Origin of the sequence: Streptomyces griseorubiginosus, assembly GCF_001514195.1 — a bacterium.
Classification (GTDB): Bacteria; Actinomycetota; Actinomycetes; order Streptomycetales; family Streptomycetaceae; genus Streptomyces; species Streptomyces griseorubiginosus.
Map to the genome: position 1 here is coordinate 1,455,994 of NZ_KQ948734.1, position 14,755 is coordinate 1,470,748.

The 14,755-nt window shown below is 64.9% G+C and carries 13 protein-coding genes; all 13 read left to right on the forward strand.

Annotated elements, in window-relative coordinates; all coding sequences use genetic code 11:
* Positions 1 to 99 precede the first annotated feature (99 nt).
* The 13 genes from eccB (at position 100) to AQJ54_RS06530 (ending at position 14,723) form a co-directional block, all read left to right on the forward strand.
* Positions 100 to 1,677: a type VII secretion protein EccB gene (eccB, locus tag AQJ54_RS06470; protein WP_062234682.1), complete on the forward strand. Its 1,578-nt coding sequence runs from the start codon at positions 100 to 102 to the stop codon at positions 1,675 to 1,677.
* 250 nt (positions 1,678 to 1,927) lie between these two features.
* Positions 1,928 to 2,248 (forward strand): WXG100 family type VII secretion target, encoded by a 321-nt coding sequence (locus tag AQJ54_RS06475; RefSeq protein ID WP_007385064.1) that lies wholly within the window; start codon positions 1,928 to 1,930, stop codon positions 2,246 to 2,248.
* A gap of 67 nt (positions 2,249 to 2,315) precedes the next feature.
* A complete protein-coding gene (locus AQJ54_RS06480) occupies positions 2,316 to 2,609 on the forward strand; it encodes a WXG100 family type VII secretion target (protein ID WP_007385065.1) in 294 nt (97 codons plus the stop codon).
* A gap of 407 nt (positions 2,610 to 3,016) precedes the next feature.
* Positions 3,017 to 4,255, forward strand: a complete 1,239-nt coding sequence (gene mycP, locus AQJ54_RS06485; protein ID WP_037819571.1) for a type VII secretion-associated serine protease mycosin — start codon at positions 3,017 to 3,019, stop codon at positions 4,253 to 4,255.
* Positions 4,256 to 4,257: 2 nt separating this feature from the next.
* Positions 4,258 to 4,581 (forward strand): hypothetical protein, encoded by a 324-nt coding sequence (locus tag AQJ54_RS06490; RefSeq protein WP_030315658.1) that lies wholly within the window; start codon positions 4,258 to 4,260, stop codon positions 4,579 to 4,581.
* A 52-nt stretch (positions 4,582 to 4,633) separates the two neighbouring features.
* Positions 4,634 to 6,052 carry a PPE domain-containing protein gene (locus tag AQJ54_RS43285; RefSeq protein ID WP_079069753.1) on the forward strand — a complete coding sequence of 473 codons (1,419 nt, stop codon included), beginning with the start codon at positions 4,634 to 4,636 and terminating at the stop codon, positions 6,050 to 6,052.
* An 87-nt stretch (positions 6,053 to 6,139) separates the two neighbouring features.
* The gene (gene mycP, locus AQJ54_RS43290) at positions 6,140 to 7,447 is read left to right on the forward strand and encodes a type VII secretion-associated serine protease mycosin (protein ID WP_169808224.1); all 1,308 of its coding nucleotides are present in this window, start codon (positions 6,140 to 6,142) and stop codon (positions 7,445 to 7,447) included.
* A 291-nt stretch (positions 7,448 to 7,738) separates the two neighbouring features.
* Positions 7,739 to 8,497 (forward strand): hypothetical protein, encoded by a 759-nt coding sequence (locus tag AQJ54_RS06505; RefSeq protein ID WP_062234689.1) that lies wholly within the window; start codon positions 7,739 to 7,741, stop codon positions 8,495 to 8,497.
* Entirely contained in the window at positions 8,494 to 9,783 is a 1,290-nt protein-coding gene (locus tag AQJ54_RS06510) for a S8 family serine peptidase (RefSeq protein WP_062234692.1), read from the forward strand. The genes AQJ54_RS06505 and AQJ54_RS06510 overlap by 4 nt, the downstream gene beginning before the upstream one ends.
* A 263-nt stretch (positions 9,784 to 10,046) precedes the next feature.
* Positions 10,047 to 10,481 (forward strand): hypothetical protein, encoded by a 435-nt coding sequence (locus AQJ54_RS06515; RefSeq protein WP_248845306.1) that lies wholly within the window; start codon positions 10,047 to 10,049, stop codon positions 10,479 to 10,481.
* A gap of 119 nt (positions 10,482 to 10,600) precedes the next feature.
* Positions 10,601 to 12,826 carry a DUF6571 family protein gene (locus AQJ54_RS06520; protein WP_062234698.1) on the forward strand — a complete coding sequence of 742 codons (2,226 nt, stop codon included), beginning with the start codon at positions 10,601 to 10,603 and terminating at the stop codon, positions 12,824 to 12,826.
* Positions 12,827 to 12,900: 74 nt separating this feature from the next.
* Positions 12,901 to 13,875 (forward strand): hypothetical protein, encoded by a 975-nt coding sequence (locus AQJ54_RS06525; RefSeq protein WP_062234701.1) that lies wholly within the window; start codon positions 12,901 to 12,903, stop codon positions 13,873 to 13,875.
* A gap of 308 nt (positions 13,876 to 14,183) precedes the next feature.
* Complete coding sequence (locus tag AQJ54_RS06530) at positions 14,184 to 14,723, forward strand: hypothetical protein (RefSeq protein WP_062234704.1); 540 nt, start codon at positions 14,184 to 14,186, stop codon at positions 14,721 to 14,723.
* Positions 14,724 to 14,755 lie beyond the last annotated feature (32 nt).

Genomic DNA, 14,755 nt, shown 5'->3' on the forward strand with positions numbered 1-14,755 from the left:
GTAGAGGCCCCTGCAGGAGCAAACGCCACGGAGTACCGGGCGGCCCTGGGGAGTTCCGCATTCGGAAACAAAGCGAAATAACGGGGAGTTGACCCATCGATGGCGACACGTCGGGATGAGCTGAACGCTTACTCCTTCGCGCGCAGGCGCACGGTGGCGGCGTTTCTTCAGCCGTCGCCGCACGGTTCGGAGGAGGCGGCACCGCGGCCCCTGAAGACCGTCCTGCCGAGTCTCGGTGTGGCGGTCCTCGTGCTCATCGGATTCGGCGCCTGGGGCATGCTCAGCCCGACCGCGCCGAAGGGCTGGGACGCACAGGGCAAGAACATCCTCGTCGGCAGCGAGTCGACGACGCGCTACGTGCTGGTGAAGACGAAGGGCGAGAGCAAGCCGAGCCTGCACCCGGTCCTCAACCTGGCCTCCGCCAAGCTGCTGTTGAACGGTGAGAACCCCCAGGTCCTGAAGATCAAGGAGTCGGTGCTCGACAACAGCAAGTACTCGATGGGCGCGACGGTCGGCATCCCCTTCGCCCCGGACCGGCTGCCGTCCCCGGAGGACGCCAAGACGGCGAAGACCTGGGCGCTGTGCCAGGCCCCGGGCCAGGACGGACAGCCGGTCAGCGCCACGTACGTGCTGGACAAGAGCGACTACCAGAAGCTGCTGCAGAAGCGCGGGGAGCTGAGGGGTAACAAGGTCCTGTACGTCGAGGGACCGAAGGACCCCGGCTCGCTGAGCGGCAACGGGCCGCGGTACATGGTCACTCCGGACGGCAGCGCCTATCTCATCGGCGGCACGGGCTGGCGGCTCGCGAGCGAGAACACGCTCCAGGACATCCAGCGGGCCGTGTTCGGCGAAGGGGTGCAGCCGCAGCGCGTCAGCACGGACTTCATCAAGACGCTGAACGTCGTGGGCGACCTGGAGTTCCCGTCGCTGGGCGGGGACGCCGGGGCGCAGGCGAACGTCGACGGGCTTCCGACCCGCGTCGCCAAGGTGGGCATGGTCCTGGTGACCGGTACCGGGGACCGGCAGCAGAAGTACATCGTGCTGAAGAACGAGGTGCGGCCCATCTCCGACTTCACGGCCGAGATGTGGCTCAGCAGTCCGTTCATCAACGCCGTGTACGCGGGCGCCACCCCGGCGCCGGTCCAGGTCGGGTTCAACGACATCCATCCGGAGAGTGGTGAGTGGATGGCGCCGAAGAAGTGGCCCGAGGAGACGGTGGTGCAGGCCAACACGCGCTGGTGGGAGGCGGGCGGCAACAAGGTCTCGTGCAGCATCTGGCACGGCGGGGCGACCAACGAGAACACCAACCGGCCCCTGATGACGGTCTGGAGCGGCCGGGACTATCCGAAGGACCTCTCCCAGAGCGGCTCGCGCACCTACGTCTCGCCCGGCAGCGGCCTGCTCTTCAAGCGGGTGACGGGCACCGACGCCGGCGGCGGCAGCACCTTCCTCGTCACCGACACCGGCCTGCGCTACTCGGTCCCGGCACGCAACGACAGCGAGGTCACGGGCGGCGAGAAGGCCGACGGCAACGGCGCCCAGCAGACCAACACCTCGCAGGTGCGCCTCGGTTACGGCAAGATCCGCGCGGCGGTGGTGCCGGCGACGTGGGCCGACCTGCTGGCGGCCGGGCCGGAACTGAGCAGCGGGAACGCGGAGCAGGCGCAGGGGTCGTAGGTCTGCTGCTCGGCCGCCGGCCTGTTTGCCGGGTGGCGGCTCGCGAGGGGCTCACACTTCACGAACGCACTTGTGAAAATGGTGAGTTGACTTCATCGCGATCTTGCTACATGCCCCAACTGATGTTCGCTCTGTCAGCGGATGCGACTAGAGTGGAACCAGACCGGACTGGGTACGACCGACCCCCTTCGGGGCCGGCGTTCCGAGCGAGGGTCTACTCAGAACTCCTACGTCTCATGGGGGACACGACATGGCTGGACAGCAGTTCACCATGACCGAGGAGGAGATGGTCGCGTTCAGCGGCAAGATCTCCTCGGTCAACTCCTCGATCCAGGGCGAAATCTCCCGCCTGCAGACCGTGATCGACACCATCACGGGCGGCTGGAAGGGCTCGGCGGCCACCGCGTACAACAACCTGCAGTCGCAGGTGAACCAGGATGCGAACAAGATCAACCAGATCTTGAACGACATCAAGGAAGCGATCGACCAGAGCACCAAGGCCTACGCGGCTTCGGAAGAGGAGCAGCGCGCGTCCATCCAGAACATCGCGGCCTCGTCCCCCTTCGGATGATCGCACCCGTGCGCCGCGGCGTACGTCCGTGATCGACCATCCATACATCTGAGGAGACACAGAAGAGATGTCCGGGCAGATTCTTGTAAATTTCGCCACGATCTCCCAGGCCGCGCAGGACGTCCGCAGCACCGCGGGCAAGATCCGTACGCAGCTTGACGAGCTCGAGAGCGGCGTGAAGCGGATCTCCGCGAGCTGGGAAGGCTCGGCCCAGGAGTCCTACCGCGCCAAGCAGGCCGAGTGGGACCAGCGCGCCGCCTCCATGCAGCAGACGCTGGAGGCCATCGCGAAGGCCCTCGACAGCGCCGCGCAGAACTACCAGGCGACCGAGTCGAAGAACGCCCAGATCTGGGGCGGCTGACGTGACCGCCTGATGGGGGCGAGTGCGCGACAGCGCACTCGCCCCCATCGGTGCTTCACGAGGTGTGTGGACGTTTCGGTTCATAGCCGGGGCTTTGGTGCGTAGCGGGATGTCGGCTCGTGGTCGCTTGAGTGGCTTGAGTGGCTTCAGTGGCTTGAGGTCGGGTCGTCGGCGTGGGACCGGCCCCTGTCCTGTGCGGGGCTGAGTCCCGTGCGGGACGGATTCTCGCGCGGGGCCTCTCGCGCAGGGTCCTGGCCACCGGCTCGGCTCGCCGCGGCTGGTCCACACGCCGTACGGGGAAACATAACGGGAGGACGTAACAAGTGGGATCCGGGGCATCGCGCGCGGCGCGTCGACGCGTCGCAGGTACCGCCGCCGCGCGCCGGAGCGCCGCAGGTACCGCCGTCCTGGCGGTCCTGGCCTGTGGGCTGCCCTTCGCGGGCGCCGCGCCGGCAGCCGCCGCGGACCGGGTGCGGACCGTCTTGGCCGACGACGACGTGCGCTTCCAGGTCGACGACACCAGCTGCTCGTTCCCGTCCGACGTGATCAAGGGAACGCCCTGGTCGCTTCAGCGCGTGGTCCTCGACCAGCTGTGGAAGGACACCAAGGGCAAGGGCGTCAAGGTCGCCGTCATCGACACGGGTGTGGACACCGTCAACGCCCAGCTCAAGAAGGCTGTCGTCAACGGCAAGGACTACCTGCACGCCGGCGGCAACGGCAAGACGGACAAGGTGGGCCACGGCACCAAGGTGGCGGGCATCATCGCGGCACGGAAGCTCGACGGCACCGGTTTCATCGGCCTGGCCCCGGAGGCGACGATCCTGCCGGTCCGTCAGAACGACGACCAGGGCAGCGGCAATGTCGGCACGATGATGGCCGCCATCAGGTGGGCGGCCTCGCAGGGCGCGAAGGTCATCAACATCTCGCAGGACACCGCGTCGAAGATGGACCCGGCGGTCGACGCCGAGTTCCAGTCGGCCATCAAGTTCGCCCAGTCGAAGGACGCGCTGATCGTGGCCGCGGCCGGCAACGACGGGGCGGACGGCAAGGTCAAGGAGACGTACCCGGCGGCGTACCCCGGCGTCCTGGCGGTCGCGGCGTCGGACCGCAACAACGCCCGTGCTCCGTTCTCCCAGTCGGGCCCCTTCGTGGGGGTGGCGGCACCGGGCATCGACATGGTCTCGACGGTCCCGGTGGGCGGCAACTGCGTCGACCAGGGCACGAGTTTCGCGGCGCCGTACGTCTCGGGTGTCGCCGCCCTGATCCGCGCCAAGCACCCGGACTGGGACTACAAGCAGGTCATCACCCAGATCGAGCAGACGGCGGACCGGACCAAGGCGGGTCGTGACGACTTCGTCGGCTGGGGCGTCGTCGACCCGACCGCAGCGGTCAACGACGACACGACGACGCCTTCGGCCGACGGCCCCAAGCCGGACTCGGCCGGCCCCGTGGGCGACGCGGCCGACGTCCAGGCCGCGACACTGGTCCTCGGCGAGACGGAACAGCAACGAACGGAACGGTACGCGCTGTACGTGGTCGCGGCGGGCTTCGCCCTGGTGCTGCTGCTGGTGGGCGGCGGCCGGGTACTGGGCGACTGGCGACGCAAGCAGGGTGTGGGTAACAACGTGGAGTCAACGGGGAGCTGAGCATGGCTGAAGAAGTAAGCGTCGATCTCGACGAACTCGAGAAGACGGTCACCGCACTGAACCGAGTCCTCAGTGACCTCGGCAAGGCGGACACCGACTCGAAGACCAACACCTACCTTCCGGCAGGCGCCCTGGGAACGGGCTTTGACGAGGCGGAAAAGCTCGCCAACGCTCACAACGAGATCAAGACGTACATCGAGGATGCTGTGATGTACCTCAATTCCGTCATGGACGAGTTCGGGCAGAAGACGAAATACGCGCACGGGGCGTACCAGGACTCCGACTACGACGCCCAGGCAAGTTTTCCCAACGCGGGAAAGCAGTGATCGATGATCATGGTGAGGGCTGAGGTGCAAATCAACGAGGGGGCACAGGGGCATGGCTGAGAGCGACGGCCACATCGATTACGACTACACCGAGATGAACATGTGCTTCAACGAGAAGCACACGACGCCCTTTGCCAGCGGCAAAGACATGGACGAGATGAAGGCCATGGTGCAGCACGCCAGGCCTGAGCTCGTGTCCGGCGTGGCCAAGGGCTGGATGGGGCTGTCGACCCAGCTGACGAGCATCCAGTCGGAGTTCGAGAAGGAAGTGGCCCGGATCCAGGAACACTGGAAGGGGGCCGCGGCCGACAGGTTCGCCGCCAAGGCGAAGCAGGTCAGCAAGAGCATCGGCGACACCGCCAAGTACGCCAGCCACACCTCGACGGCAATGGCGAACGCGGGCCACACGCTGAGCCTCATCAAGCCCGAAGTCATGGCGATGGAGAAGCCGAGCAAGCTTTCCAGCGCGATGAACAGCCTGGGCGACGGCTTCACGCGCAGCGACGACGGCTTGAAGAAGGACCTGGCCGCTGGAAAGGGCGCGCAGGACGCCCTCGACGCGAACGCGGACGACCTTTCGGCGGGCCGGGAGGCGCAGCTGAAGATGGCCGCGAAGATGGAGACGCTGGGGGCTTCTTACAACTCCCAGGCCAAGGCTATGGGGTCGTGGCAGAAGAAGCGGTTTCGGGATGACGAAACAGATTATCCGGGTGACCCCGGAGGCACGCCGCCCACACCGGTAGTTATGCCGACGGCACGTTCACCCCGAAGCCCGCAGAGTGTGTCGGCGGGCTCAGCCCGGACGGCCCAGACGAGTGGCATCAGCTCGCCCAAGGCGGTGACTCCGCCTTCAGGAGTTACCGGTGGAGCACACAAGCCGACTCCACCGACAGGACATGTCGGGACTGCGATTGACGGCATCGCGGGTGGCCGTACAGGGGGCACCACGGTTGGTGGCCCGGGCACGGCCGGTGGTGGAGTGGCTGGCGGTGGTGGCATCGGTGGCGGAGGCGGCTTCATTGGTGGTGCCGTGGGCGGCGGGGCCGCTGGAGCCGGTGCCGCTCGCGCCGGTATGGCGGGTCGTGCAGGCGCGGGTGCTGCTGGTATGGCGGGTCGCGCTGGTGCCGGAGGCGTTGGCGGCGTAGGTGCCGGAGGCGCTGGAGGTGCCAAGGGTGCGACCGGACGCGTCGGAGGCACAGCTCGTGGTGGTGTGGTTGGCGGCACGCCAAAGTCTGGTCCGGGCGCGGGCAGAGGCACGGCCGGCGGGTCGGGTCTGCACAGCAGCCGAGGTGCCGTAGGAAAGGGTGCAAGCGCTGTTCGCAAGGGCGGCATTGCAGGCGCCCCCGGCTCACGTACTGGGCGACGCAAAGAAGACGAGCAGCGCGAGGGCGAGCGTCCCGACTACTTGGTCGAGGATGAAGAGACCTGGACTCCGCAGCGTGACGTGGCACCTCGGGTCATCGAGGAATAGACCAGTCGGCGTGCTGTAGCTGGTAGGAAGGCACGGGGATGCACTCATGAGATGCATCCCCGTGTCGGCCGCAGGGAGGAAACACAGATGGGCTTCGGGCGAACACTTCGAGTTTTGGGATCCGGCGTAGCAGTCAGCGGGGTGTTGTTTGCATCTGCGCCGACCGCAGATGCAGATCAAGTTAGAGATGATCAGTGGGCGCTGAAGGCTCTTAACGCCGAATCTGTGTGGAAAATCTCCCAGGGCAGTGGCGTCGTTGTAGCAGTAATCGATAACGGGGTGAATGCAGATCATCTCGACCTGAAGGGAAATGTCCTAGAGGGTAAGGATTTTGTAGATGGAGGAAGCACCGAGCCGAGCCCTGGGGAAAATCATGGTACAGGCATGGCTTCGATCATCGCTGCTCATGGACATGGAGTGAATGATGGAGTCATGGGGCTCGCGCCGAAGGCAAAAATCTTGCCAATCCGAGATTCGCCCAAGGTGGGGCTTTCAGGGACGATTAGGTACGCGGTTGACAATGGCGCCTCCGTAATCAATGTCTCGCAGTGCTTTGATTCTAGTGATCCGCAAGCGCTGAAAGATGTATCAGATGCTGTGGCTTATGCTTTGAGTAAAGACGTTTTGGTCGTGGGCGCGTCTGGCAACGAGGAAGACAAAGGTGGAAAATGCTATCCAGCGGCCTCGCCTGGAGCGCTGGGTGTCGGTGCCGTCAAGAATGACGGGCTCCTCTGGAGTGGCTCTAACACGGGTAGTTACGTCGCACTGACCGCTCCTGGTGCCAATATCGTCTCAGCGAACGCAGATGGTCACGGTTATCATGCGGCAAACGGCACGTCAGACGCTGCCGCCTACACATCAGCGGCGGTTGCCTTGCTCCGCTCGAAGTATCCTGATTTGACGGCAGGACAGATCGTAAACCGCTTGGTGAAGACGGCGGCTTTGCCGGATTCTGAGAAGGGTCTCTCCCTGCCGGATAAAGGGTATGGGTACGGGATCATCCAGCCGCTGGCGGCCCTTAAAGAGGATATCCCGGCAGGCTCGAAGTACGGTCCGCTCACAGTTCCAGAGTCTTTGAAGGAAAAGTCCGCGACCTCGTCGCCGGGTTCATCGGCTGCCGAACAAGAGAAGGCCGACAACAAAGCAATGCTCATCTGGGCGGTCATCGGTGTCGTTGGCCTCGCTATCGTCGGCCTGATCGTTTTCCTGGTTGTCAGGGCGTCCAAGCGGAACAAGAACAACAGTGGCGGCCCGGGTGGCCCCCCGAGTCACCCGCAGTACAGCCAGCAACCCGTCGCACCGCACCAGAACCCGTACCAGCAACCAGCCCCACCACAGCAGAACCCGTACCAGCAGCCCTCGCCGCCCCACAGTCAGTGGCCGCCGCAGCAGTAGCCGAGCACGACTTGGATCGTTGAACGGGCGTGACGCCGGTGAGCGCCGCGCCCGTACTGCATGGGGCCGCGCCGAGTAATCGCTCGACCGCCCGGTGGAGTCATGGGCTCAGATGGCAATCGATGCCGACCGTGGTCACATGCCGCGAGCGATCATGGCACATCTGCTGCATTCAGTTGTGCCAAAGTAAAAAGGAAGTCAGTGCACTCCAGTCAGCCGCCTCCAGGGCACATTCAGCCCGATTCTCCCCAATACGGTGTGCCGTACCCGGCTTCGGGAGGGCCCTCGTCGGTGTATCAGCCGACGCCGCAGGCTAAATCGAAGGGTGGAGCCCGCAAAGTATTCGGGATCCTGCTGATCCTGTTTGCGGTTATTCCGCTCCTAGGTACGGCTCTGACTGTCTACAAGACCGTTCAGAGTTCCAAGGAGCGCAACTCGAACGACGCTTTCATCCCCAAGGCGTGGCACAATCTGCAAAGCGATGACATCTTTCCCGCTCGCCTCACCAGCGAGACGGTTGGCAGCGATGCCAGCGTTTGGGCCCGTCAGGGGATTTCCAAGAACACTTCTTGCGAGGCGGCGTTCACCGCTGATCTCGCAAGGGATGTGACGGCCAAAGGATGCAAGGTCGTACTCCGAGCGACGTACACCGACTTGAGCGGCGAAATGGCCGCAACCATCGGACTGGTCGTAGCCGATTCGCCCGCGGCCGCAAACGCCGTGGACTCCAAGATCGAGAGAATTCAGAGCGATGCCGCGGGTTCTGATCGAGCGCCGACTGTCCGACCGTTCGCCGTTCCTGGCACACAGGCTGCCGACTGGAGCGAGAAGATGGGCATCGGAGGCGCTTCAGCACAGGTCTTCATGCCTGATTCGCCGTATGCCGTGACCATCACCACCGGGCCCACCGACCCCGCACGTCCGGTCGGTCAGCTGCCTGAACCCTGGACCTTCATCGGCTGGGAGGAACGGCACCCCTACAGGGAAACCGCGCAGGCCCTCGCGGCCATCTACGCCGAGGATCTGCGGAGGACGGTGTTGGGGAAGTGAGCAAGCACATCGTGACGGGCGCTTTTCTGGCGGCGACCCTGACCTTGAGCACGGCGACCACAGCATCCGCCGCTCCACCCCAGGGCTGGGAACTCCCCGCCATGTCCGTGCCGGCCGCCCACGCCATCAGTCAGGGGGAGGGCGTCACCGTGGCGGTGATTGACACCGGGATCCGCACCGACCATCCAGCGCTGAAAGGCCGTGCCACCGAAGGCCCGGATTTCCTCAAGGCCAATGACAAGTCCCAGCCGTGGTACGGCGGGCACGGGACAGCGATGGCCTCCAGTGTCCTCGACGTCGCTCCTCGAGCGAAGGTTCTCGGCCTACGCGTGATCCGAGACGAGGATGACCCGAACTACCAAGGCGGCCGCCTGAGCAACCCTGACGCGCTTTCGCAGGCAATCGCCTACGCGACGGACCACGGAGCCGATGTCATCTCCTTGTCCATCGGTTCCAGGCAGTCCTTTGGCGGTTACCAAGTAGGGGATGTGAAAGCCATCGACTACGCCCTGTCGAAGGGCGTCACCATTTTTGGTGCGGTCGGCAACCTGGGGGACAAGCGGGCGGGGCATGACAACGCCATTTCGTACCCCTCCGCCTACCCGGGCGTCATCACCGTATCTGCTTCGACCCAGGACGGTTCGCGCGCGTCGTTCTCGTCCGTGCACTCCTACATCGACATCGCGGCTCCGGGCGTCGCGATCAACGAAGCGGATTCCCGCTCCAGCGGGCGTACGTCCGGTGAGGGAACATCAACTGCCTGCGCTCTGGCTGCGGGCGTGAGCGCACTGATCGTCTCGAAGTACCCAGATCTCACGCCGCGCCAGGTCGAAGCCGTCCTTGAGAGGACCGCTTCACACGCAACCCGTGGATACAGCGCGGAGACCGGTTACGGGGTGATCAATGCCGAGGCGGCACTACAGGCTGCGGCGAAGCTCACTCCGGAGGAGAAGGTGGCGATCGGTGAGACGGGGACCGGTCTGCACTTCGGACCCGGAGACGACGGCACACCGAAGACGTACTCGCAGGGGGTGGACTCCTTCAAGGTCGGTGTTTCGGCCGTAGGAGCCCTCATCACCCTCTTCCTCCTGCTCGGCGGCTTCTGGCTCTTCAAGAGCGGTCGTCGAGTGCAGGCGCAAGGCCCCTGGGGTGTCGAGCCCAGCGGTCCTGTCGCCTATGCGCAGTCCGTACCGCCGTCCGCTCTGCCGCAGCAGAACCCCTACCAGCAGCCCGCTCCGCCAGAGCACAATCCCTACCAGCAGCCCGCTCCACCGCCTCGGCAGTAAGTGGCGTAAGCCGCCGATCGATGACTCATGGCTTGGCGGGCAGACGCCCGTCAAGCCGTCTGGGTCTCACGGTTCGGTGACCGCTGGTCCACGTAAAGGAAGATCCGGTATGTTCGGCCTGCTTGATTGGCATGTCCTTGCCTAGGCGCCGAGCCTTCGGTTCGGCCGGAAAGGGCACCTCACGGCTAACGCGTGCGACGTAACCCGCGGTCGTGTGAGGGAAGGGCATGTCCACCACTGACACAACGGGGATGGGACAAGGGATGAGTACTCCCTTCGACGGGGCATCACAGAGCGGGACTCCTCGGACGCGGCTGAACTCCGTGCCCGCGGACGTCGGTGGAGGCGGTGGCGGTGGTGGCACCAACGTCGACACCCAGCGCCTCGACGAAGCCGCCAACGCCCTCGTGGAACTGCGTGGTGACACCGAGAACGTCGACAACGGTGCCGACGACGACTGCCTCAGCGCCTCCCGCGGTCTGAACAAGCACACCGCAGGCGGGATGGCCGAGGGCGGCTCTTGGGCGACTGCCGGCTCCCTGGTGACCATGGACGTCCGTTGGGGCTCCCAGGTCCAGAACCTCAAGCGCCTGCTTCAGGACATCAGCGACAAGCTCCACACCACCAGCGGGCACTACACCCGCACCGAGCAGGAGGAACGGGCCCGGCAGAACGCGATCAGCACACCCTTCGGGTGAGTTGAGCCGCCCCGGGTGCGCCCTAAGGGCGTAGACGCGCGAGAGCCGCAGGGGTGCGGCGCCGCACCCGGGTGCGCCATCGAGTCGTACCGGAACCCCTTCACAAGGAGCAGTCGCACATGGTCTCCATCCCCTACCTCGACAAGGCCGACCTCGCCCCGCTGGCCGACGCCGCCGCGTCCTGGGCGGCTCTGCCGGCCAAGTACGAGGCGCTGCAAAGGGAGTTCGAGCAGCGCGTCATCAACCACCTCAAGGGCCACTGGGACGGGGACGCGGCCGACGCCGCCTTCGTCACCATGGGCAAGGCCCGTACGGAGTACGAGAACGCCGCCACCGAGGCGGAGCGCATCGGCAAGCTGTTGCAGGACGCGCACGGTGAATTCGCCGCCTCCCAGAAGCAGTTGCACGCCCTGCTCGACGAGGCGCGTGACGACCACTACAAGGTCTCCGACGACGGCCGCGTCGAGGACGTCGACCCACGGTGGGACAGCCCGACCGCGTCCGCCTCGCCGGGCTTCGCCGAGGAGCGCAAGAAGAAGCTGGACTCGCTCGTCTCCCGGCTGACGCGGGTCCTGGAGGTGGCAACCGCCGCCGACGAGGCGGCCAGTTCAGCCCTGGAGCGCGACGCCAACGGCGACAGCGAGTCCTTCAACACCAGCGTCTACACGACCCTCGACGCCGTGGAGGCCGATCAGGCAGCCGCGCTGATGAACAAGAAGGGCCGTCTCTCCGACGCCGAGATCACCAAGCTGAACCTGCTCCTGTCCGCCAACAAGAACGACCCCGAGTTCTCACGGGACTTCGCCGTCAAGACCGGCGGCGAGAACATGCTCAGCAAGTACAACGAGCTCATGAGCCCGCCGGCCGGCACCACGCTCTCCAAGGCGCAGCTGGCCCAACTCAAGGAGCTCAAGGCCAACTTGGGCACGACCATCGGCACGGCCACCACGTCGGACGACCACCGCAAGGGCGGCCCCGACCCGGAGATCACCAAGTTCCAGAACGACCTCCTCAAGGCGGGCCAGCGCGACTTCAACGCCAACCCCACCGAGTCGCCGTACGGCCTCAGCGGCTACCAGCTCACCAGCAGCCTGATGAGCGAGGGCAAGTGGGACAAGGACTTCCTCCAGGACTACGGCGACGCGCTGATCACCGCGGACAAGAACGCTGCCGACGCCGGGCAGAACCCGGATGCCTACTGGGGGTATCCGCGAACGCTGGGCACGACCAACATCGGGGCGCTCGACCCGATGGCTGGCTACATGGACGCCCTGGGCCACAACCCGGAGGCCTCGACCGAGTTCTTCGGATCCGAGACCACCGTCAACGGTGAAAAGGTCGACCACTACGACTACTTGATGAAGGACCGGCACTGGCCCGAAGGGGCGGGTTACACGGGTGACCCCAAGAACCCCAACGGTTACAACAACCTCGGTCACGCCCTGGAGTCCGCCGTCACCGGGCACTCGTACGACAGCAGCCCCTCGGCCGACACCCCGGCGCACAACCAGGACCAAGCTGCCTTGATGCAGAAGCTCGTGCAAGACGTTTCCGACGACGGTGAACTCGCGCACGACGGGATGCAGGACAGTCTGGGGCGAATGACGGCTGAGTACATGCCGGACGTCTACCGCGGACTGCGTCCGGACGGAGAGAGCGAGGAAGACTTCCTCCCGCTTGGGAACAGTGTCTCCGCCAACTTCAGTGAGCGGGACATCACGCGGTTCATGTACACCGTGGGGCAGGATCCGGACGGATACGCGGCGATCAGCTATGGGCAGACCCAGTACTCCGCAGAGTTGATGAATTATCACCTTTCACACCCAGATGCGTACGGGTTGTCCGACAAGGAAACCATTTACGAGATCTCCGAAACCGGAGCGCAGGTCGACGGAATTCTCTCACTCGGTCGCCAGGATTCCGCCGTGCAGGAGTCCGCCGAGGGCGACAAGGTCTTCAACGACCACCTCGCCTCCGCCGGCGACTGGGGCAAGAGCATCACCAGCATCGGGATCGGCGTCGGGACCGCCGCCATCACCTCTCCCGTGGGGGGAGCGGTCGCGGGCGAAGTCGCGGGGAATGTCAGCGGCCAGCTGATCGACATGGTGGTGTCGGACCTCGAGCGCGACTCGTCCGACGACGCGTTGTACGCCTCAGGGGCCGACCTGGAATCCAGCAAGAGCGCTGTCCAGGCTCAGCTCAGAAACGCAGCGACCATCTCGGTCGCGGAAAATTCGAGTGGACTGAATCAAGCCGAGATCGACACGGCTGTCAACAATGGCGCCGAAGCGGGCAACGGGTACGCCAATGACAAATCCAGAAGCTACGCACAGAAGAGGGGATAGGGCGAGTAATGAGTAGCTCATCCAGTCGACCGTCACGGATCCCCCCACGGGCCCGCCGCTACCTGACTGCTGTCGTGGTCATCCTCGTGATGCTTTCTGTAGGGTACGGTTTTTGGCTCCAGTACCCTGCGGCGAAAGTTGGCAAGGTGTGTTCAGGCATGCTTCCAGTGGAAGAGATTCTCGACCTGTCCGGAAAGTCTCGCCTCAGTCTGTTCGGATCCGGCTTCAAGAGTGGCGGTGATTCCGGTGATGTGACCGGCCCGGCCGATCTGGAGGCACATTGCAGGGCCGGTAATGCTGACATTCATATCGAGACAGCTGCCGAAGCGACCACTCAATACGGGATCTACACCTTCCAACGCATAGACGACGTCCTTCCAGTTCCCTTGGGGGCTGGGTGGCAAGGGTTCACGGCTGATTCAGGTGCCTCCGTGCTCCTGAACTGTTCGAACTGGACCGGTCGGGACGGCAGCGGGATTCTTGCCGCAGTGAGCGTGTGGGACTTTGACAACACGGCCGACACGCGTCTCGACTTGGCACGCGCGGTCACCGAGCTTGCGAAGAACGCAGCAGAAAAGACGGGTTGCAAGACGAAATTCGGCAGTGAGAGTGGGCTGAAGAGTCCTGCCGCTTCCGCTGAAACCAAGCCTGCTGGTGAGGCCTCCGGGACGTGCGAAGGACTGTCTTCAACGGCCGAGGTGAGGGAGACCGACGCTTCGGTTGCTCCAGTTGAAGAGTGTGTGCTCGTCGGTGACCTGCAGATGCGTGCCGAATACGGACCGTTCAGTGACAGGTCCACCGCTGTGTCCAATGGCAAGTACGGCGGCCACGACACGCCCGCGGGGATCGACAGCTCCACGGCTTGGACGTCGGCCACTTGCCAAGGCGCTCTGGGTATCGGGTACTACCACGCGTCGCCGATCGAGGGCAGCGACCGCAGGTTCACCTCGGACCCGCTCACCAAGCAGGAGAGGGCGGATCTATCCCACTTCGCGAAGCAGTCGGCGGCTCGTCACGGGTGCGGCGCCCCGGCGGTTTCACCCTCCTGAACACGAGAGTCGGGGTGACCGAGGGCGGCCTGACTTTTCCCTCGGCGGTGACACGGGCCCACAGAGACCTCTCTAACGCCCCGTCCCGAGCGTCTGCGCCTCGGTATCGGCGGACTCGCCACGTAAAGGACTTGGCACCCCTCCACCATGGGACGGAGAACAGAACACTGCCCAGCTCTGCTGTAGCACGCACATTCCCCGGGGGGCGACGCAAGGCGCGGCCTCTCATCGCATTCGTCACTGCGGCACTGGTCCTATCCGCCTGTACCGGCGGAGGCGACGAGGAGACGGGCGATCGGAGCGCCTCCGTGTGCGACGGCAAGCTCCGTGGCAAGGCGTTTCCGACGCTCGCGGGAGATGGGGGCATTTCCTCTCAGGAGACTCACGATTTCGAACCCAAGGAGTGGAAGGCGGCCGGCAGATGCTACATCTACGGCGAGAAGCACTCCGTGGAGATCGACTACCTCTTTCACTCGGACACCCTCGAACACCTCGACCGCTACAAGTCCCCGGGCCCCGGCACCGTCAAGACCTTCAAGGTCGGTTCGGTCACCGGATACCTGGAGAGGACCAAGGTGCGGGTCGCCAAGGGGTACGTACATCAGAACCGGGCGTGGCTGGCTGTGCCCTGTGCCATACCGGGTGACACGCCACGTGATCACGCGATGCTCGAGATCGAGGTGAAGGAGCCGCCCCCGGCGCGGACTCTCGACGACGAGCTGACCAAGGCCTTTGTCTCTGCCCTGACTCTCGCCACGGATTATCTCGACGGCCAGGTCTTCAAGTGCGCGGCCACCCCCTCGGCAGCGACGTCAGGGGCGGCCTCTCCGAGCGCCTCGGGCGGATGACCGCGACGGGCTCCCAGTACGCCGCCAACTTC